Annotated in this window: 20 protein-coding genes; 7 read left to right on the top strand and 13 right to left on the bottom strand. The window is 68.9% G+C overall.

Translation table 11 applies throughout. From position 1 onward, the window contains the following. Positions 1-5: 5 nt before the first annotated feature. From AC5Y6X_RS08235 to AC5Y6X_RS08200, 8 genes are read right to left on the bottom strand one after another with little or no spacing between them, the layout of a single operon-like run. Positions 6-1,256 carry an MlaD family protein gene (locus AC5Y6X_RS08235; RefSeq protein ID WP_499985763.1) on the bottom strand — a complete coding sequence of 417 codons (1,251 nt, stop codon included), beginning with the start codon at positions 1,254-1,256 and terminating at the stop codon, positions 6-8. Further along, the gene (locus AC5Y6X_RS08230) at positions 1,253-2,473 is read right to left on the bottom strand and encodes an MlaD family protein (protein ID WP_499985761.1); all 1,221 of its coding nucleotides are present in this window, start codon (positions 2,471-2,473) and stop codon (positions 1,253-1,255) included. Before AC5Y6X_RS08230 ends, AC5Y6X_RS08235 begins: the two co-directional genes overlap by 4 nt. Continuing rightward, entirely contained in the window at positions 2,470-3,561 is a 1,092-nt protein-coding gene (locus AC5Y6X_RS08225; protein WP_420715951.1) for an MCE family protein, read from the bottom strand. Before AC5Y6X_RS08225 ends, AC5Y6X_RS08230 begins: the two co-directional genes overlap by 4 nt. A 20-nt stretch (positions 3,562-3,581) precedes the next feature. Then, complete coding sequence (locus AC5Y6X_RS08220; RefSeq protein ID WP_324680312.1) at positions 3,582-4,628, bottom strand: MCE family protein; 1,047 nt, start codon at positions 4,626-4,628, stop codon at positions 3,582-3,584. Further along, entirely contained in the window at positions 4,621-5,700 is a 1,080-nt protein-coding gene (locus tag AC5Y6X_RS08215) for an MlaD family protein (protein ID WP_324680314.1), read from the bottom strand. Before AC5Y6X_RS08215 ends, AC5Y6X_RS08220 begins: the two co-directional genes overlap by 8 nt. After that, on the bottom strand, positions 5,697-7,223 hold the full coding sequence (locus AC5Y6X_RS08210; protein WP_324680316.1) for an MlaD family protein: 1,527 nt from the start codon (positions 7,221-7,223) through the stop codon (positions 5,697-5,699). The genes AC5Y6X_RS08215 and AC5Y6X_RS08210 overlap by 4 nt, the downstream gene beginning before the upstream one ends. Further along, a complete protein-coding gene (locus AC5Y6X_RS08205; RefSeq protein ID WP_324680318.1) occupies positions 7,224-8,081 on the bottom strand; it encodes an ABC transporter permease in 858 nt (285 codons plus the stop codon). It abuts the gene before it with no gap. A gap of 1 nt (position 8,082) precedes the next feature. Further along, entirely contained in the window at positions 8,083-8,958 is an 876-nt protein-coding gene (locus AC5Y6X_RS08200) for an MlaE family ABC transporter permease (protein ID WP_420715945.1), read from the bottom strand. 202 nt (positions 8,959-9,160) lie between these two features. On the opposite strand from AC5Y6X_RS08200, the gene AC5Y6X_RS08195 reads away from it, so the two are divergent. Together AC5Y6X_RS08195 and AC5Y6X_RS08190 are read left to right on the top strand one after the other, a co-directional pair. Beyond that, on the top strand, positions 9,161-9,769 hold the full coding sequence (locus AC5Y6X_RS08195) for a hypothetical protein (RefSeq protein ID WP_324680320.1): 609 nt from the start codon (positions 9,161-9,163) through the stop codon (positions 9,767-9,769). Continuing rightward, positions 9,769-10,263: an Rv1363c family protein gene (locus AC5Y6X_RS08190; protein WP_324680322.1), complete on the top strand. Its 495-nt coding sequence runs from the start codon at positions 9,769-9,771 to the stop codon at positions 10,261-10,263. Before AC5Y6X_RS08195 ends, AC5Y6X_RS08190 begins: the two co-directional genes overlap by 1 nt. A gap of 4 nt (positions 10,264-10,267) precedes the next feature. Here AC5Y6X_RS08190 and AC5Y6X_RS08185 read toward each other — a convergent pair whose 3' ends face one another. The 5 genes from AC5Y6X_RS08185 to AC5Y6X_RS08165 are packed head-to-tail and all read right to left on the bottom strand — an operon-like array spanning position 10,268 to position 14,259. Further along, entirely contained in the window at positions 10,268-11,491 is a 1,224-nt protein-coding gene (locus tag AC5Y6X_RS08185; RefSeq protein ID WP_324680324.1) for a lyase family protein, read from the bottom strand. After that, on the bottom strand, positions 11,488-12,066 hold the full coding sequence (gene pcaG, locus AC5Y6X_RS08180; protein WP_499985757.1) for a protocatechuate 3,4-dioxygenase subunit alpha: 579 nt from the start codon (positions 12,064-12,066) through the stop codon (positions 11,488-11,490). The genes AC5Y6X_RS08185 and pcaG overlap by 4 nt, the downstream gene beginning before the upstream one ends. Continuing rightward, entirely contained in the window at positions 12,059-12,811 is a 753-nt protein-coding gene (pcaH, locus tag AC5Y6X_RS08175) for a protocatechuate 3,4-dioxygenase subunit beta (protein WP_324680326.1), read from the bottom strand. The genes pcaG and pcaH overlap by 8 nt, the downstream gene beginning before the upstream one ends. 33 nt (positions 12,812-12,844) lie before the next feature. Then, positions 12,845-13,330, bottom strand: coding sequence for a hemerythrin domain-containing protein (locus tag AC5Y6X_RS08170; RefSeq protein WP_324680328.1), 486 nt, complete (start codon positions 13,328-13,330; stop codon positions 12,845-12,847). Then, positions 13,327-14,259 carry a Rieske (2Fe-2S) protein gene (locus AC5Y6X_RS08165; protein ID WP_324680330.1) on the bottom strand — a complete coding sequence of 311 codons (933 nt, stop codon included), beginning with the start codon at positions 14,257-14,259 and terminating at the stop codon, positions 13,327-13,329. The genes AC5Y6X_RS08170 and AC5Y6X_RS08165 overlap by 4 nt, the downstream gene beginning before the upstream one ends. A gap of 205 nt (positions 14,260-14,464) precedes the next feature. On the opposite strand from AC5Y6X_RS08165, the gene AC5Y6X_RS08160 reads away from it, so the two are divergent. The 5 genes from AC5Y6X_RS08160 to phtC are packed head-to-tail and all read left to right on the top strand — an operon-like array spanning position 14,465 to position 18,080. Beyond that, complete coding sequence (locus AC5Y6X_RS08160; RefSeq protein ID WP_324680332.1) at positions 14,465-15,805, top strand: aromatic ring-hydroxylating dioxygenase subunit alpha; 1,341 nt, start codon at positions 14,465-14,467, stop codon at positions 15,803-15,805. Further along, positions 15,802-16,338, top strand: coding sequence for a 3-phenylpropionate/cinnamic acid dioxygenase subunit beta (locus tag AC5Y6X_RS08155; RefSeq protein WP_324680334.1), 537 nt, complete (start codon positions 15,802-15,804; stop codon positions 16,336-16,338). Before AC5Y6X_RS08160 ends, AC5Y6X_RS08155 begins: the two co-directional genes overlap by 4 nt. Then, positions 16,335-16,580 carry a dihydrodiol dehydrogenase gene (locus AC5Y6X_RS08150; RefSeq protein ID WP_324680336.1) on the top strand — a complete coding sequence of 82 codons (246 nt, stop codon included), beginning with the start codon at positions 16,335-16,337 and terminating at the stop codon, positions 16,578-16,580. The genes AC5Y6X_RS08155 and AC5Y6X_RS08150 overlap by 4 nt, the downstream gene beginning before the upstream one ends. After that, positions 16,564-17,358 (top strand): 3-(cis-5,6-dihydroxycyclohexa-1,3-dien-1-yl)propanoate dehydrogenase, encoded by a 795-nt coding sequence (hcaB, locus tag AC5Y6X_RS08145; protein WP_324680338.1) that lies wholly within the window; start codon positions 16,564-16,566, stop codon positions 17,356-17,358. Before AC5Y6X_RS08150 ends, hcaB begins: the two co-directional genes overlap by 17 nt. Then, entirely contained in the window at positions 17,355-18,080 is a 726-nt protein-coding gene (phtC, locus tag AC5Y6X_RS08140; RefSeq protein WP_324680340.1) for a 3,4-dihydroxyphthalate decarboxylase, read from the top strand. Before hcaB ends, phtC begins: the two co-directional genes overlap by 4 nt. Positions 18,081-18,161: the final 81 nt, after the last annotated feature.

Genomic DNA, 18,161 nt, shown 5'->3' with positions numbered 1-18,161 from the left:
CTCCTCTAGTGGGGTGGCTCGATCGGCAGCGTCGGCCCGCCGTACGGGGTGGGAATCGTGAAGCGGCCCTTGGGTGTTGGGTCGGCGGTTCGGCCCAGGTCGGCACCCGGCGGCGGACCCGCCGTGTCGTCGCCGCCCGGTCGTGGAGCGTTCTTGGCGCCGCGGATCAGCACCCCCGGGTCGTCGTCTCGGCAGTACGTGTAGAGGAACGGCTCGGGATAGTCGGCCGACGACGACGGCCGGCGCGGGGTGCCGTAATCGCAGGTGTAGCGCGGGTAGATGTCGGCGGTGGCCCAGAGCCCGTGCTCGTGCATGGTGGTCAACAAGGCTTCCAGGGTCGAGCCGCGATAGTCGGGAAAGACCGCGTTCAACGCCGGGATGCGCACGTAGACGATGCGCGCGGTGGTCACCAGGTTGGCCAGCAGGCCGACCATGGTGTCGGAGTTGTCGTCGAAGAGCTTGTCCACCGACGTCATCACGCCCGGTGTCCGATCGACGAGTTTGCGAAATCCGCCGTCCATCTTGTCGACGCCGGTCATGACGGCACCGACATTGCGTGAGGTCGCCGCCAGGCCCGCGTTCACGCCGGCGAAAGTCGTCAGCACCAGTCGGCTCGTTTTCAGCACGCTGACGGTCTGCGGCAGCACCGGGTCCATGGTGGCGAGCAAAAACGTTGCGCCGTCGATGATGTCGGTGAGTTTCTGGGGTCCCTGGCCGCTCAGGCTGAGTTCCTTCTTGACGATCTCGAGCTTCTTCGGATCGGTTTGCGCCAGCAGCCCATCGGCGTCGGCGAGAACCTGTGACAGCGGCACCGGTGTGGTGGCGCCCTGCGGGCCGACCACGCTGCCGTTGGAGAGGAAGGGCCCGTCGTTCGATGCCGGCTCGAAGTCGATGTATTGCTCACCGGCCGGCGACAATCCGGAGACCCGCACCGCGCTGGAGGCCGGAACCTTGGCCTTGGCGTCGATGTCGGCGGTGACCTCGACCCCGGCGGGCGTGGCCCGCAGCGATTGGATCCGGCCAACCCGGATGCCGCGGACGGACACGTCCTGATTGGCCAGCAGCCCACCGGATTCCGGCAGCCGGATCGTGACCCGATAGGTCGAGTCCAACGGGTTGACCCGCAGCGCGCCCACCATCAGGTAGGCCACCGCGACGACGAATGTCAGCGCCAGCGCGATGCCGGACAGCCAGCTGCGCCGCCGGTGCCCGGCCAGCACGAGCCCGACGATGAGCCGACTGACGGTGTCGATCACCGTGGTGGCTCCGGCTCGGGGGGACCCGGCGGCGCCTCTCCGGCCGGGGCGGGCGGAAGCGGCGGGCCGGCCGGCGTCCACGGGTTCTGGCCCATCGAGGTGTCGGGGCCGCGCCCGACGACGCGCTCTTGGAGGCGCCACAGCACGTACTTGATCGACCCGACGAACTTGTTCCAATCGGGGCGCATGGGGCCGTGGAAGACCGGATCACCCTTGAATCCGGGGTCCGGACGCGACCCGATGACCAGCCGGTCAAAGCTGCCGCGAACTGAGATCGCTTGGCTGGCGGTCGATTTGACAAACAGCGGAATCAGCCGGTTGAGGCCGGCCAGGCTGGTGTCCGGGCTCAGCACGACGTCATTCCACGCGGCGGCGATGGTGTTGGCGTCCTTGATGACGCTGCGGCCGGTCGTGTCGGTACCGGCTATAGAGGGAAACCGGGCCAGCTGCCGCGTCGTCGCGCCGAGTTGCTCGACGACATCGGCGACCTCGTCGGCGTTGCCGGACAACACGTCCGTCGCCGGGCCGACGGCCCGCAGAATCTCGTCGATGGCTTGGGTTTTCCCGTCCAGCCGGTCGGCGAGGCCCGCGGTTTCGGTCACCGCCGCGTCGATCTGATCGGACCGGGCGTTGAGCTTCGCCAACAGCGCATTCGTCCGGTTGATCAGATCACCGAACGCGCGTCCCTGGTCGCCGGTCGCCTTGCCCGCGCCGTTGACGATGTTGGTGAAGTTGCGGACCGCACCGCCGTTGACAAGCAGCGCGGCCGAGCTGAGCACCGACTCCACCGTGGCCGCGGCCCGGGTTTCCGGCAACCCGATCGTGTCGCCGCCCTTCAGCAGAGGCGCGTCGGGTGCCGCCGGGGTGGGTGGTTTGATCGCGACGAACACGTCGCCCAGCGGTGTGGCCGACCGCAGCTCGGCGGTGCTGCCCACCGGAACCCGGACACCGTCCATGATCCGCAACGTGGTGACCGCGGTGTAGTTTCGCGCCACCATCGCCTCGAGTTGCCCCACGTCGGCACCGGCCAGTTTCACCTTGGCGTGTGCGGGCAGGTTGAGCGCGTTGGAGAACACGGCGGTCAGCAGGTATCCGCCGGAGCCCATTTCCGGCGCCGGCAGCGGCAGGCTGGCCAGCCCGTTGGTGGCGCAGCCCGAGCAGGCCAGGGTGGCCGCCAATGCCGCCACGGCGAATGCTCTGCCCTTGGCCGGGTTCATTGGCCCATCGCCGCCATGCCGTCGAGGATGTAGGTCAGGCCGAAGTCCGGCCCGTAGTCCTGCAAGGTGCCCGTGCTGCAACCCAATTGACGCAGATGCATCAGGTTGCAGAGTTCCTTGGCGGACTGGCTGTCCGTGAGCGCCTTGTCGAGCAGGCCGTGGACGCGGATGGCGCCGTTGTTCTGGTCGACGGTGTTGTACAGGTTCTCCAGGGTCAGCGGCAGCACGTCGAGCATCTCGGAGAGGCCGCGCTGGTTGTCGACGAGGGTCTTGGCGGCGGTGTCGCCGTTGCGGATGGCCTGCTTGAGGTTCTCCCGGTTCCGGTCGATCAGCGTGGCGACCTGCTCGAGGATCTTGTTGATCGTGCGGCCGGTGGAACCGCTGCCGAACCGTTCGTCGGCCAGGATCTGGCTGAGTTGCCTTACCGTCGAACCGAATTGGCGCACCTTGGCGTCGTTTCGGGCCTCCGCCTCCACCAGCGAGCTCAGGTCGGTGATGATGGCGGTCAACTGCTCACGCGTGGTCGCGCCCCGCTCGGAGGACAGCCGCAGCGCCTTGGACAGCTCGTCGAGAGCGGCCAGGATGTTCTTGCCGTTGCCGTCGGTGATCGCGACCGCCGAGTTGCTCAGGTCCGCGATGGGCCCGCCGCCGGCCCCGTCGCCCTTGAGCGACTTGGAAACCTTGTCGAGCATGTCGAGCACGCGGTCGAAGGCGACCGGCGTCTTGGTCCTGGCCAACCCGATCGTGTCGTGATTCTTCAGCACCGGACCGTCGCGGTAGGGCGGCGTCAGCTCGATCTGGCGGTCGGTGAGGATCGAGGTGCTGATGGTCACCGCGCGCACCGCCGCGGGCACCTTGACGTGTTTGTCGACCGTGAATTCGACCTCGACGTAGCTGCCCTTCGCGGTGACCCTGGTGACCTTTCCCACCGGCATGCCCAGCACCGCCACCGCATTGCCCTGGTAAAGCCCCGCGGCACTGTCGAATTGGGCGGTGACCGTGATGGTGTCGAGATGGGACTTGATGTAGTGACCGGCGACCCCGACGGCGACCGCGGTCGCTACGACGACGGCGGCGAGCAGTGCCATCGCCCTGCGCTTGTTGGACGTCACTTGCAGTCCTTGAAGTACTGGATCATGCCGAATTGCTTGGCGCGCCCGCTGATTGCGCACATCCACGAGTCGATCGCAAGCCCGTTGGGCAGATTGAACTCGACGACGGGGCCGTAGCCGGTGGCGTTGGCCATCCCGCGCAGCGCCACCGGGGCGACTTGCAAGAGATTGCGCACCAGGTCGTCGTGTTGGCCGATCATATTGGTGAGATCGTGCAGATTGGCGAACAACTCGTCGAGCATGGGGCGGTCGTCGACGACGATCTTGTCCAGCTGATCGACGAGTTGGGTCAGCGCCGCCAGCATGGCGTGGAAGGTGGCCTGGCGCGCCACCAGGTGGCCGAGCAGATCCTGCCCCTCGTCCATCATGTGCCCGAGGCCGGTCTGCTGGCGGCGCAGCGTGCTGACCACCCGCTGGGTGCTTTTCAGCAACGTGCCCAACTGGTCTCGCCGTCCGGCGGTGATCGTGGACAGCGTTTGCAGGTTCGCCACGGCCTGCGGAACCAGGGGCGGCACCCCGCCGAGTTGCTTGCCCAGCACGGCCAGCGACTGCGCGAATTGGTCGGAGTCCACCTGCTCGAAGGTGGTGGTGGCGTCCTCCAGCAGTGACTGCAGGTCGTAGGGCACCTCGGTGTGGGACAACGAGATCGTCTTGTCCGGTGGCGATCCCGGGCCCGCGGGCACCAGCTCCAGGTAGCGGGATCCCAGGATGGTCATCACCTTGATCACCGCGCGGCTGTCCTTGCCGAGCGCGACGTTGTCGCGCACGGTCAGACCGGCTTCCACGTGATCGCCGTCGAGTTTCATGCTGGTGACATGCCCCACCTCGATTCCGGCGATGGTGATGGGGTTGCCCGGCCGCAGCGACGCGGCCTGCAGGAATTCGGCGGTGTAGTGCGTGTAGCCGATGTTGAGGAACTTGACGCCCAGCGACGCCGCGACGAGTAGGGCCACCGCCGCCAGCGCCGCCAGCCCGAGCCAGGCCTTGTTGTAGGACTCCAGCGGGTGTCGCAGTAACCGCCGGATGCGTTGTGGGTCAGCCATTGGCCATGTTCCTGCATCGGGGGGTGTGCCACCCCAGGTTTTTCGGCGTGATCGGGTTGGCGTTGCCGGGCGTGGCCGCGTTGACGATGAACGTGGTCATGTCGTTGAGTCCGGGGAAGAAGCCGATGGCGTTCAGGTCGCAGGCGTACGCGTTGCCGTAGGAGCCTTCGCCGACGATGCGGGCCAGACCCTTGAGCAGCAGCGGCAGGTTGTCGCCGGTGAACGCGAGCTGGGGCTCGATCTCGGCCAGGTGCTTGGTGAAGCCCGGCTCGCGGGTGACGAGTTCGTTCAGCGACGGGTAGACGTCGTCGGCGATCGCCGACAGGCGGCGCGTGACGCGGGCGATCGAGCCCACCGAGTCCTGCAGCGAGGAGCGGCGGGCGTCGAATTCCGTTACCGCGTCCCGGGTTTGGCTCAGCGCGCGGTCCAGGTCGTCGTCTTGGGCAGCGACGGTGTCGCTGACCCGGGCGAGGCTGGTGATGAGATCACCCAACGCCTGGTCGCGTGCGGACAGGGTTCGGCTGATCGTCGACGTCTGCTCAACCAGCAGCGGGATGGATGCCTGATCACCTTGCAACGACTGCAGGACGCCCTTGGTCAGGTCGTCGGCGTCCTTGGGATTGAGCAGGCTGAACAGCGGCTCGAAGCCGTTGAGCAGCTTTCCGACGTCGAAGGAGGGATCGGTCTGCTGCACCGGGATCACGCTTCGGGCCGGCAGCGGGTTCCTGTTGCCGACCTCGCCGAGCGACAGGCCCAGGTACCGCTGCCCGATGATGTTCTGGTACGTGACCGACGCGACGGTGTTGCCGTACAGGCGCTGGTCGTTTTCCACGACGAACGAGACCTTGGCCAGTTTGCCTGCCAGCTCGATGTTTTCGACGCGGCCGACGCGCACGCCGGCCATCCGGACGTCGTCACCGACGCGCAACCCGTACACGTCGCTGAACATCGCCGCGTACGGCGTGGTCGGTCCGGCGACGTCGCGCCGCAGGGTGGCGTACACCAGCCACGTCACGGCGACGGCAACCGCCATGAACAGCGATAGGCCGATCGCCGGCCCGCGCACCTTCATTTCGGCCCGCCCGCGGGCACTTCCAGTGGTTTCAGTGAGACGGCCGTGCCGCGGGCGACCGGGCCGAGCAGCAACTGAGTGGCCACCGACGCGGGACCGCGCTGCCCGGTGATCAGCCCGAGCTGGTCGCGCTCGAGCCCGCTACCGACCGGCCCGACGTTGCCGCCGTACGAGGATGGCGCGGCCCCGGCGGGCGGTCCCGGCGGCGGGGGCGCGTCGTCGGGGTCGGCGGTTCCCGGCACCCGGGGAGCGGGACGGACGAGCAACGGCAACGGCGGGTTGCGGTCCTCCAGGCTGGGGTTGGGATTGACCAGCGGGGGCCCGACCGCGACCAGGTTGCCGTCGGGCCCGATCTCGGTGCCCGGCGGCGGCGCCAGATCGGTCGGGGGATGGTAGTTCTGCGGCAGCAACACGTCGGGCAAGTCCGGCCGCGTCTCCATCGTCGGCGCGGTGAAGCAGCTCGGCCCCAGCAGTTGGGCATAGCGGGGGCAGTCGGCGCGCGTGTAGGTGTAGGTCGGTGTCAAAGCCAGATTGACGCGCATGTTCCCGGTGTCGCGCTCGGGATCCCACACCTCGTCGAAGAACTTGTCCGACAGGCGGTTCAGCCTGGTGAAGATCGGCACGAACTTGTCACTGTTCAGCGCGAACACCCCCAGGGCGGGGGTAAGTTTTTGCGTCATCTCGATCAGCTGATCCGTGTGATTGTCGAATGCTTGCCTGTTGACGCCGAAGGTGTGTCGCGAGCCGGTGATCAACGACCGGAACTGCTCGCGCTTCTCGGCCAGGGTCTGCATCGGCTTGACCGCCTCGTGCAGGGTGTCGACGAGGTCGGGCGCGGTGGATTGCAGGCCGCGGGTGGCGTCCAGCAGCGCCGAGACGGTGGACGGGCCGGGATCGGTGGCCACGATGGCGTTGAGCTCGTTGAGCACCCGGGTCAACTGCGCGCCGGCGTTAAGCAACGCGGGGCGGCGGTTGTTCGTGGCCGCCGCGACGGCGGCCAGGATGCCGACGCTGTGGTCCTCGCGGCCCCGGCCGGTCGCGGCGAGGATGTCGCGGAGCTTGCTGATGGTGGTCTGAAAGATGACGGTCGACAGTTGGCCGTCTTCGGGAATGCGCGCACCGTTGCGGATGCTCGCGCTCGATCCGCGGTCGACGAGTTGCACCGACGACACCGCGAACACGTTGCTGGGGACCACGCGGGCGGTCACCGCGCCCGGAATGTCCTTGGCGTGTTCGGGTTTGAGATTGATGTGGACGTAGTTGGGCTTTCCGTAGGCCGCCGGGACGACGTCGTCCACGGCGCCGACGAGCAGGCCGTGGTATTTGACGTCGGATCGCGCGGGCAGTCCGTCGCCGACGTTGGCCAACTCGGCCACCACCTTGACGTAGTCGTTGAGCCGCCCGGTGGACTTCAACAGCAGGGTTCCGGTGATCAGCGCGGCCGCCACCAGCACCGCCACCCCCAATGCCAATAGCTGTCGGTCGGAGGGCCCGCGCCCGTCGAGGTCTAACGAATTCGGCATCTAGCCACCGAATCTCGCGCCGGCGTCGATGCTCCACAACGCCATCGTGAGCAGCATGTTGACCATGATGACGACGGTGATGCTGGCCCGCATGGCATGTCCGGCGGCCACACCCACGCCCTCGGGGCCGCCCGAGGCGTAGAACCCGTAGTAGCACTGCACGGTCGACGACAGCCACACGAACACCACGCACTTCAACACCGAGTAGGCAATGTCTTTGGCGCTCAACATCATCGTGAAGTAGTGCAGGTACGGTCCGATGGACCCGCCGCTGATGACGCTGGCCACAATCTGGCAGGTGAGGTAGGTGACCGCCAGGCACGCCACGTAAAGCGGGATCACGGCGACGACGGAGGCCATCAGCCGGGTGGTGACGAGGAAGGGAATCGGGCGGATTGCCAGCGACTCCAGTGCGTCGACTTCCTCGGCGATCCGCATGGCGCCCAGCTGGGCGGTGAACCGGCAGCCGGCCTGCATCGCGAAGGCCAGCGAGGCCATGATCGGTGCCAGCTCGCGGGTGTTGACCAGCGACGAAATGACGCCGGTCGCGGGGCCCAGCCCGAGTAGATTCAGAAAGTTGTAGCCCTCGACGGCGACGAGGGCGCCGGCGGTGAAGCCGAGCACGACGGCGACGCCCGCGGTGCCGCCACCGACGACGATCGAGCCGTTGCCCCATGCGATATTCGACAGCAGCTGCTGGAATTCCTTGCGGTATTGCCGCAATACGACCGGCACGGCGAGCAGCGCGCGGAAGAAGAAGACCAGCATGTGCCCCAGGCGAATGGTCGGCCCGGCCGCCGCTCGATAGACGCCGACCACCGGCCGCGCGAGGGTGGGGACGTAGGTGGCGACCGCCATGTCACAACCCCGTCCTGGGGAACAGCATGTTGTACAGCTGGCTGATCCCGACGTTGACGACCATCAGCACCAAAATCGATTCCACCACCGCCGCATTCACCGAGTTGGCCACCCCGGCCGGGCCGCCTTTGGTGAAAAGGCCTTTCTGGCAGGCGATTACCGCGACGATCGCGCCGTACACGACGGCCTTCAGCAACGCCACGATCATGTCCTCGGTGGTGGCGAACGACGAGAACGTCGCCACGAAACTGCCCGGTGCCCCCCGCTGGAAATAGACGTTGAAGAGGTAGCTGGCCAAAAAGCCGACGAAACAAGTGATCCCGGTCAGCCCAACCCCGATCATCACGGCGGCGGCGAAGCGCGGGACGACCAGGCGGCGGATCACCGAAACGCCCATCACCTCCATGGCGTCCGTCTCCTCGCGCATGGTGCGGGAGCCGAGGTCGGCGGTGATGGCGGACCCGACGGCCGACGCCATCAGCACCGCGGCCACCAGCGAGGCGGCTTGACGGATGACGGCAAGCCCACTCGCGGCCCCGGCCAGCGATGTGGCACCGACCTGGTTGGCCAGCAGCGCGAATTGGATGGAAAGCGTGACCCCGATGGGTAGGGCCACCAATACGGTTGGGAGAACAGCCGTCCCCGCCATGAATGCGCCCTGCCGCACGAACTCCGCCCACTGGAAGCGCCCGGTGAGCAGGTCCAGGACGCAGTACTGGATGGTGCGTATTGCCAGGACGTACTGCTCACCGAGCGTGTTCAGCGAGGCGACGGGGTGCCGGGCGACGTAGCCCGCGCTCCAGTTCTGGATAACCGCCGCACCGCGCGCCGTGTCCGCGGGCCGTCCCCCCGGGCGATCGCCGACACTGCTCCCCACGGCGGCTTATGTTAATCATGATTCGGGCCATGTGGGAAGACCAATCCAATAAATGGATCGAGTTGATCCCTTGACGTGTCGTTTCATTCGCGGCAATATCCCTTCCGGAGCGCCGTGATGTTAATAGCAGTTTCACGACCATGGAGGGCGTTCTCCGTGTCGTGACCGCCATGCCGGCATCCGGCTCCGGGGAAGGACGCAAATGGGTGTCGCGGGGGCGATGCGGGCGGGCGCCGGCTTGGCCTGCGCCGGGCCGGTGCTCGCCATCGCGGTGGCGCTGTCCGGTCACTCCGACGCCGATTCGGGTCAGCCTCCCCCGCCGCTGCCGACGTTCACCCCGACGCCGACGGACTGGTCGCCCAACTACCAGATTTGGCCGTACAACACGTTCACGTATCAGGTGACACCGGAGATGACCCGCGGCATGTCGGACGCGTGTCAGTGGTTCAAGGCTCGGTTCGACGCCCTGATGGGCCAGATCCAGGAGTTCGACCGCGCCCTCGGAGATCAACACGACGACTACTCGGCCAACGGTCTGCAGCGCCATGCCGATGCCGTGGTCGCCAACATCGACCAGTCGACGGCCTTTTTGGCGCCGCGGACGAAGCCGTTGACCATCACCAACAAGCCGGACAACTTCGGTCCGTATTCGCCGATATACGGCGGTGAGGCCATCACCAAGCTGACGTTTCAGCTGTCCCGTATCGGCGAGAGCATCAAGAGGAAGGAGCCGTCGGGGGTGACCCACGCAAATATCGTCGCGGCGGCCGGCTGGGCCGACTCGCTGCGGAACTCAGGGGCGTGCGACTGATGCTCACCGACACCGCCCGGCGCCGCAAGCTGGTCCGCTGGGTCGGCGCCGCCGTACTGGCCGCCGTGCTGGCCGGTGCGGGCTTCGAGGGATGGCTGCTGTTTCGGCACCACCAAACGGAAGTCGCCGCCGCCCAAGCGCTCGAGGCGGCCACGAGGTACACCCTTGCGCTGACAAGCGTCGACGCCGGCGCGGTCGACAAGAACTTCGCCGCGGTCCTCGACGGCTCGACGGGTGAATTCAAGGACATGTACACCAAATCCAGCGCCCAACTCCGGCAGGCGCTCATCACCAACAAGGCGGCCGCGCACGGCACCGTCGTCGACGCCGCGGTCAAGTCCGCGACGACGGCCAGGGTCGAGGTTGTGCTTTTCATCGATCAGTCGGTGAGCAACGCGGCCGCACCCGTGCCACAGCTGGACCGCAGCCGGGTCAAGATGACCATGGAGAAGGTGGACGGCCGGTGGCTGGCCAGCAAGGTCGAGCTGCCCTGAGCGCCTAGCGGCGATCGAGCACGCGCTCGGCGCGCGCCACGGCCTCGTCGATCAGCCGGCCGACGGCGCCGAGGTAGGTCGGCGACGCCGGCTTTCCCACCAGTTCGGCGATCGCGCGCTGTTCGCCGAGAACATCTGCCGCCCCGAGGTTTTCGGCCATCCGCGCGGGATGCACCTGCAGGCCCGCCAGCAGCTCGGCGCACTGGGAGCCCGCGACGACCGTCCGGCGCGCCAGCGTCCGCAGCGTGTCCCACTCGGCGTGCCACGAGCCGTCCGGGCGTTCGTCGTCGGCCAGCGCGGCGGCGGTGTGCAGGGTCGCGGCCGATGGCGGCGCCGCGATGGCGGCCCGCCGGATCAGGATGGACAGCACCGGATTTCGCTTGTGCGGCATCGACGAGGACCCGCCGCGCCTGCCGGTGGCCGGCTCGCTGAGCTCGCCGACCTCCGGACGGCCGAGGGTGACCACGTCCGAGGCGATGCGGCCCCAGCAGTCGGTGCAGCCGACCAGCGCGTCGGCGGCCGCGGTGACCGGCGTGCGCGTCGTGTGCCAGGGCGGCCGCGCGTCGAGGCCCAACGCGGTCGCCGTGTCCAGCACCAGCCGATCCGAGACGGCCACCGGATCGGTCGCGCCGGTGAGCGTCGCCAATTCGATTGCAGCGGACCGCGTCCCGACGGCGCCGCCGAGCTGGATCGGGGTGGCCAGCGCGCCCAGCCGCTCGCACGCGTCGAGCACGCCGTTCAGCCAGCCGGCCGCCTTGGCGCCGAACGTGGTGGGGGCGGCGGGCTGGGTGAGGGTGCGGGCCACCATCGGGGTATCGCGGTGCGCCCGGGCCAGTTCGGACAGCGCCGAAACCTGTTGCGCCAGTTGCGCCGTGACGGTGTCCGCGGCGGTGCGCACGCCCAGCATCAGGGCGGTGTCCAGCACGTCCTGGCTGGTGAGCCCGCGGTGGATCCACGGCGCGACGGTCGGGGCGGAGCGCCGGCGCAGCAGCTCGACCAGCCCGACGACCGGGTTGCCGCCGTCCTCGGCCGTAAGGGCGAGCGCCTCGCGGTCGTCGGCGCCGACCAGCCGCGACAGGTCCGCGTCGGCGCACCCGGCGGGCGCCAGGCCGGACGCGGCCAGCGCGCCCAGCCAGGCGGACTCCATCGCCACCATCGAGCGCAGCAGCGCCTCGTCCGTCATGTGCTCGCCGGCCCGGTGGTCGCCGGGCCACAGCAGGTTCGTCATGGCCCCCCGTCCCGGTACGCCAGGAACACCGTCTCGCTCGGGCCCTGCAGGTGGATGTCGAAGCGGTAACTTGTTCGGCCGCAATCGCTTTCGGTCGCACACAGCAGGGTGGCGCGCCGGCCGGCATCGAGCGCGCTCAACAGCGGATCGGCACGCAGGTCCGCGCCGGGCAGGTAGGCGCGGGTGAACAACCGGTGCAGCAACCCCCGGGCGAACACGACGAGGGCGAAGAACGGCGGCCGCGCGCCGCTCGGCCCGGGGGGCAGCGTGGTGAACGCGTAGCGCCCGGCGTCGTCGGTCGCGGCGCGCCCCCATCCGGTGAACCGGTTCACCTCCCGACGCAGCGAGCCCGCCTCTCGCGGGACGCGCCCCGCGCCGTCGGGCTGCCAGAGCTCGACCAGCGCGTCCGGGACCCCGGCGCCCGCGCCGTCGTACACCGTGCCGTGCAACCGCACCGCGTGCGGATCCGCGGCGTCCACCAGCTCGCTGCCACCGGGGTACGGCAACGCCATGCCGAAGAAGGGGCCCACGGTTTGCCCTGGGGTGCAAGCCAATTCAGCCCTGGATTCAGGCACGGTCTTCGGTCCAGGTTCGGCGGCTCCCGCAGACCACGATGTCCCACCGGTATCCGGTCGCGAACTCCGGCTGGGTGAGGTCGTGGTCGTAGGCGGCGATCAACCGCCGGCGCGCGGCGGGGTCCAGGATCGAGTGGAAGATCGGGTCCAGGTCGAACATCGGGTCGCCCGGGAAGTACATCTGGGTGACCAGACGCTGGGTGAACGCGGTGCCGAAGACCGAGAAGTGGATGTGCGCCGGGCGCCACGCGTTGTGGTGATTGCGCCACGGATACGGCCCGGGCTTGACGGTCAGGAAGCGGTATGACCCGTCGGGCCCGGTCAGGCAGCGGCCGCAGCCGGTGAAGTTCGGGTCGAGCGGCGCGGGGTGCTGGTCGAGCCGGTGCCGGTAGCGGCCGGCGGCGTTGGCCTGCCAGATCTCGATCAGCTGCCCGGCCACCGGCGCGCCGGTGTCGTCGAGGACCCGCCCGGCCACGATGACGCGCTCGCCGATCGGCTCGCCGGGATGGCCGGCCGTCAGGTCCGCGTCGTGGGGGTCGACGTCTTGGTCGCCGAAGCACGGCGCCCACCGTTCGACCTCGTCGGGATCGACAACCAGCGGAGGCTGTTTCGGGTGGCGCAGCGCGCTGCTGCGGTAGGGCGGGTAGTCCAGGCGCGGCTGGCAGCCGCGTCCCCCGCCCGCGCGCGCGATGCGGGCGATCTCGGCCGTGATGTCGGCCTGCGACGCGGCGCGCTCGGCGTTCATGAGCCGTGAGGCTACCCGCGGTTCGGCCCTCAGCTACAGAGCGCGCACCAGCGCGGCGCGCCCCCTCGTGCGCAGCTTGTGCAGCGCCGAGCCGCGGTATTGGTCGATCCGGGCGGCCATCTTGTCGCCCAACTCCTCGAGCTCGGCGTCGGTGATCTTGACCTCCGGCGGGGCGGGGATCATGTCGCGCTCCTCCTCGTCGGCGTGCGCCTCCAGCACGGTCTTGAAGGAGTTCCACTCGTCCTCGTAGCCCGGCGCGGTCTGCGGGGTCTTCAGCAGCACCGAAAGCTGGTCGATCACCTGCCGGTGCTCGGCGTGGGCGATCGCGATCAGCTTGCTGGCCGCGCCCAGCGCCGGGTAGTACAGGTCGTCCTCGATGCGGAAGTGGATGTCGAGTTCGATCAGCAGCTCGTCGAAAAGGGCATGCCGCTCTTCGCTGTTCGGCGGGGCCTCGCTGATCTTGCGACCGAGCCCCTTGATCACCACGTGGTGGTCCTTCAACACGTCGTATGCGTTCACTTGCCTACCTCCTCGGCACGTACCTCGACCATTCCGTCGACCAACCGGGCCTCGTAGCACGGCAGCGGCGCCGCGGCCGGGCCGCGCAACACCTCCCCCGACTCGGCCTCGAACCACGAGCCGTGCCAGGGACACACAACTCGCCCGCGATCGACCCAGCCGTCGGCCATCGGGGCCGCCAGGTGCGGGCAGAACTCGCCGAACGCCGACACCTCACCGGGCCTGGTCTGGCAGACCACCAGCCCCACCCCGTCGACCTCGACCCGCACCGGCCTGCCGTTCAGCGAGCTCGCCGGCAACACGGGCGTCCACTCGGTGGTGCGCAGCCGCTGTCCCGACTGGTCGATGCCGATGCCGGAGTCGAACACCAGGGCGCCGCCCAGGTAGCTGCCGCCGAGCGTGAGGCCGTAGCCCAGCGCGGTCAGCACGATCCCGCGGCCGTGACGCCCGCGGCGGCGGTCCCACCAGGACTGCGCGTACAGCGCGGTGGCCACCAGGTTCACCGCGCCGTGCACCAGCCCCACCCGGCGGTCCTCCTCGTGGGTGTGCTGCCAGTCGGTGGCGCCGGTGACGGCCGAGCCGATGCCCGCCAGGATTCCGACCCCGAGCGCCCGCGAGGCGAACCGCGCCGCGTCCAGGACCTCGGTGGCCGGCTGGCCCGGCAGCAGGCTGAGCGCGTCCAGCGCCACCGTGGTGCCGAGCGCCCCGCTCGTCAGCGACGCCAGCGGCGGATGAACCGGGTGCCCGAGCCACACGCCGTGCAGCGCGTTGGTGACCGTGTTGCGGGCCCGGCCGAGCCCGTTGTAGGCGAAGCTGAGCAGGTGCTCCAGCCGATAGCTCGGCCGATCCAGCCACGCCTGACGCCCGATGGCGGACAACACCCGCGGTCCGACGTTCCGCAATCGGCCATCCCGCGACCGACCAGCCATGACCACCCGTCCTTCCTCAGATACAGATCTATGCGTGCGATAAAGACGCAAACACGGCGATTTGGTGCCGGAACCACCGTAGCGGCACCCGGCGGATCGTCAATTGTGGGGCGCCTGTGAATCGGCTGGGGGCCGCGGTTTGACCGGCGGGCCGGGCTGCGGGATTCTACTTAGCGGAAGTTATTTCTGTAGAGCAGAGTGAGCGATGGCAGTTCAGCGCAGCGATTTGGCCGGAGTTCTGGAGAACGTCCGCCGGGGGATGATCCCCGCCCACATCTACAACGACGGGGAGTTGTTCGCGCTGGAGCGCGAGCGGCTGTTCAGCCGGGCATGGACGTTCGTGGCGCACGAGTCGGAGATCCCGCAGGAGGGCGACTACGTGGTGCGCCGGGTCCTCGACGACTCCTTCATCATCGCCCGCGGATCGGATGGCAAGGTGCGCGCCCTTTTCAACATGTGCCTGCATCGCGGAATGCAGGTCTGTCGCGCCGAGATGGGCAACGCCTCCAACTTCCGCTGCCCGTATCACGGCTGGACCTACCGCAACGACGGCCGGCTCACCGGCCTGCCCTTCCACCGGGAGGCCTACGGGGGCGACGACGGGTTCGCCAAGAACCAAACCCTTTTGCCCGCACCGAATTTCGCGAGCTACAACGGCCTGCTGTTCGTCAGCATGGACCCGAACGCCGAGCCGCTCGAGGACTTCCTCGGCGACTTCAAGTTCTACCTGGACTACTACACCAAGCAGAGCGCCGGCGGCGTCGAGCTGCGCGGGCCGCAACGGTGGCGGATCAGGGCCAACTGGAAGATCGGCGCCGAGAACTTCGCCGGCGACATGTACCACACGCCGCACACCCACGCGTCGATCGTCGAGCTCGGCCTGTTCCGCGAGCCGAAGGCCCAGAAGCGCAAGGACGGCGCCACCTACTGGGCGCACCGCGGCGGCGGCACCACCTACAAGCTGCCGCCCGGCGGCTTCGAGGAGCGGATGCGCTACGTCGGCTACCCCGACGAGATGATCGGCCGGATCAAGGAGGTCTGGACGCCGCGCCAGCAGCGGGTGGTCGGCGACGACGGGTTCATGATCTCGGCGGCCACCTGCTTTCCGAACCTGAGCTTCGTGCACAACTGGCCCAAGATCCGCAACGGCGACCGGAAAACAGAAGTCCTGCCCTTCATCTCGATCCGGCTCTGGCAGCCGATCAGCGCCAACGAGACCGAGGTCTGCTCGTGGTTCGCGGTGGACTCCGCCGCTCCCCCGCAGTACAAACAAGACTCGTACAAGGCATATTTGATGTGCTTCGGCTCGACCGGCATGTTCGAACAGGACGACGTGGAGAACTGGGTGTCGCTGACCACCACCGCCGGCGGTTCGATGGCGCGGCGGCTGCTGCTGAACAGCCGCATGGGCCTGCTGCCCGACGACCGCCCGGTCGTCGAGCCGCTGACCGCCGAGTCGTTCCACGGGCCGGGCCGCGCGCAGGTCGGCTACAACGAGCACAACCAGCGCGCGCTGCTGAACCTGTGGGCGGACTACCTCTCATGACAACGGCTCTGTCTTCACTGCCCTTTGATGACGTTCGGCACCTGCGGGCCCACCAATTCCTGGTGGACGAGGCCTACCTGTTGGACGCCCAGAGCTACGAGGCGTGGCTGGACACGCTGACCGACGACGTCCGCTACGTCATGCCGGTCCGCGTGACCACCGCGCGCGGCGCCGGATTCGACACGCAACCAGAGATGGCGCATTTCGACGAGGACAAGTACTCCCTGACCCAGCGGGTCGCGCGCTTTGCCACCGAGCACGCCTGGACCGAGGATCCGCCGTCGCGGCTGCGGCACTTCATCACCAACGTGCGTAGCTTCGAGGGCGAGGACGACAAGCATCTGCTCGTGGAGTCGGCCGAACTGCTGTTCCGCAGCCGCGGGGACGTCAACGAGAGCGCGCTGGTGTCCTGCGGGCGCCAGGACGTCTTGCGGTGGTGCGACGGACCCGAAAAGACACTGAAACTGGCCCGGCGCACCATCATTGCCGACGAGTCGGTGCTGCGGATGCAAAACCTGGCGGTGTTCCTGTGAATGGCGAGCCCATCACCGTCGCAAACGAATTCACCGAGGTGGTCGTCCAGCGCGTCGACACCCGCAACGGGTCGCGGCTGCTGATCAGCGCGCCCCGCACCGGGCGGTCGATCAGCCTGGACGCGCTGGAGGTGGAGGCGCTGACGTGGCAGAACCCCCGCACGCTCGCGGCGATGGTCGGCAACCCCAACGCCCCACTGCTGCCCGACGAGGCCGAGGAGGACGATGACGGGCTGGCTTGAAGGCAAGCGCGCATTGGTCGTCGGCGCCGGTTCGGGGATAGGCCGGGCCGTGGTCGACGCGTTCGACGCCGAGGGCGCGAAAGTCGCTGTGCTGGAACGTGATTCCGGCAAGTGCGAGAAGTTGCGGCGGGAGTTGCCCGGGGTGCCGGTGGTCGAGGGCGACGCCGTCACCGGCGAGGCCAACCAGCAGGCCGTCACCGCCGCCGTGGACGGCCTCGGCGGGCTCGACGTCCTGGTCAACTGCGTCGGGGTCTTCGACTTCTACAGGGGGATAACCGATCTCGACGCCGACGGCCTCGCGGGGGCGTTCGACGAGATGTTCCGCACCAACGTGCTGAGCCATCTGCAGTCGGTCAAGGCGGCGGTTCCGGCGTTGCGGGCCGGAAACGGGTCCTCGATCGTGCTGACCGAATCCGCGTCGTCGTTCTACCCCGGGCGCGGCGGCGTGCTGTACGTGTCGTCGAAGTTCGCCGTCCGCGGCCTGGTGACGGCATTGGCGCACGAGCTGGCGCCCGAGATCCGCGTCAACGGCGTGGCGCCGGGCGGCACGCTGGGCACCGACCTGCGCGGCCTGGCCAGCCTGGGCCTGGACGGCGTGCGCCTCGACGACACCCCCGACCGGGCCGGCGATGTGGCCGCGCGCAATCCGCTGCACGTCGCGCTGGACGGCCGCGACCACGCCTGGAGCTACGTGTTCCTGGCCTCCGACCGGTCCCGCGGGATCACCGGCGAAACCATCCGTCCCGACGGCGGATTCGGGCTGGGCGCGCCGCGATGACAAGCCTCGACGAGCAACGCGCGCTGGTGGCCCAGGGCTGCCGGGTGGCCGCGGCCCGCGGCCTGGTCGACGGCATCCTCGGTCATCTCGGCCTGCGGGTCGACGACGAGCGCCTGCTGATCCGCTGCCGCAGCGACACCGACGCCGGGGTGGCGTTCACCCGGCCGACCGACATTCGGCTGATCACCCTCGACGGAACCCCCGGCGCCGCAGGCGAACTCGACGGTTACCGCGTTCCCAACGAGCTGCCGATCCACGTCGAGACCATGCGCGCCGATCCGCGGCACCGGGCCGTCGCGCATCTGCACCCGCCGGCCGTCGTCGCCGCCGACCTGGCCGGCATCACCCTGAGGCCGATCTACGGGGCCTACGACATTCCCGGCGCCCGGCTGGCGCGCGGCGGCGTGCCGGTCTACGAGCGCGCGGTGCTGATCCGGAACTCGGCGCTGGGCAAGGAGATGGTCGCGGCCATGCGCGGGCGGCCGGTGGTGATCTGCCGCGGCCACGGGATCACCAGCGCCGCAGCGACGGTGCCGCAGGCGGTGCTGCAGGCGATCAGCCTGGACGCGCTGGCGCGGATGGCGTTGCGGGTGCGCTCGGCAGGCGGCACCCTGACCGGCATCGCCGACTCCGATTGGGACGACCTGCCGGACCTGGGGCCGGCGTTCACCGCCGAGGCGGCCTGGCGCCACGAGGTGGCCCGCCTGGGCGACGAGGCGTAGCGGCCAAGTCACAAGTTCGTATCCGCTTTCCGACACCCGGCGGATGTGCCGAGGCCGCGGCCGCGGCGAGCTAAGCGTTCC

The organism is Mycobacterium sp. NGS26 (assembly GCF_059813025.1).
This window is presented reverse-complemented; position numbering and strand designations above follow the sequence as displayed.

Excerpts from the sequence above, each read along its gene's own strand:
- phtC (WP_324680340.1), top strand. The coding sequence starts at position 17,355 with ATGACAAGCCTCGACGAGCAACGCGCGCTGGTGGCCCAGGGCTGCCGG.
- AC5Y6X_RS08225 (WP_420715951.1), bottom strand. The coding sequence starts at position 3,561 with ATGGCACTGCTCGCCGCCGTCGTCGTAGCGACCGCGGTCGCCGTCGGG.
- AC5Y6X_RS08165 (WP_324680330.1), bottom strand. The coding sequence starts at position 14,259 with ATGGCTGGTCGGTCGCGGGATGGCCGATTGCGGAACGTCGGACCGCGG.
- AC5Y6X_RS08215 (WP_324680314.1), bottom strand. The coding sequence starts at position 5,700 with ATGAAGGTGCGCGGGCCGGCGATCGGCCTATCGCTGTTCATGGCGGTT.
- AC5Y6X_RS08230 (WP_499985761.1), bottom strand. The coding sequence starts at position 2,473 with ATGAACCCGGCCAAGGGCAGAGCATTCGCCGTGGCGGCATTGGCGGCC.
- AC5Y6X_RS08195 (WP_324680320.1), top strand. The coding sequence starts at position 9,161 with ATGGGTGTCGCGGGGGCGATGCGGGCGGGCGCCGGCTTGGCCTGCGCC.
- AC5Y6X_RS08185 (WP_324680324.1), bottom strand. The coding sequence starts at position 11,491 with ATGACGAACCTGCTGTGGCCCGGCGACCACCGGGCCGGCGAGCACATG.
- AC5Y6X_RS08155 (WP_324680334.1), top strand. The coding sequence starts at position 15,802 with ATGACAACGGCTCTGTCTTCACTGCCCTTTGATGACGTTCGGCACCTG.
- AC5Y6X_RS08210 (WP_324680316.1), bottom strand. The coding sequence starts at position 7,223 with ATGCCGAATTCGTTAGACCTCGACGGGCGCGGGCCCTCCGACCGACAG.
- AC5Y6X_RS08160 (WP_324680332.1), top strand. The coding sequence starts at position 14,465 with ATGGCAGTTCAGCGCAGCGATTTGGCCGGAGTTCTGGAGAACGTCCGC.
- hcaB (WP_324680338.1), top strand. The coding sequence starts at position 16,564 with ATGACGGGCTGGCTTGAAGGCAAGCGCGCATTGGTCGTCGGCGCCGGT.
- AC5Y6X_RS08205 (WP_324680318.1), bottom strand. The coding sequence starts at position 8,081 with ATGGCGGTCGCCACCTACGTCCCCACCCTCGCGCGGCCGGTGGTCGGC.
- pcaH (WP_324680326.1), bottom strand. The coding sequence starts at position 12,811 with ATGAACGCCGAGCGCGCCGCGTCGCAGGCCGACATCACGGCCGAGATC.
- AC5Y6X_RS08190 (WP_324680322.1), top strand. The coding sequence starts at position 9,769 with ATGCTCACCGACACCGCCCGGCGCCGCAAGCTGGTCCGCTGGGTCGGC.
- AC5Y6X_RS08220 (WP_324680312.1), bottom strand. The coding sequence starts at position 4,628 with ATGGCTGACCCACAACGCATCCGGCGGTTACTGCGACACCCGCTGGAG.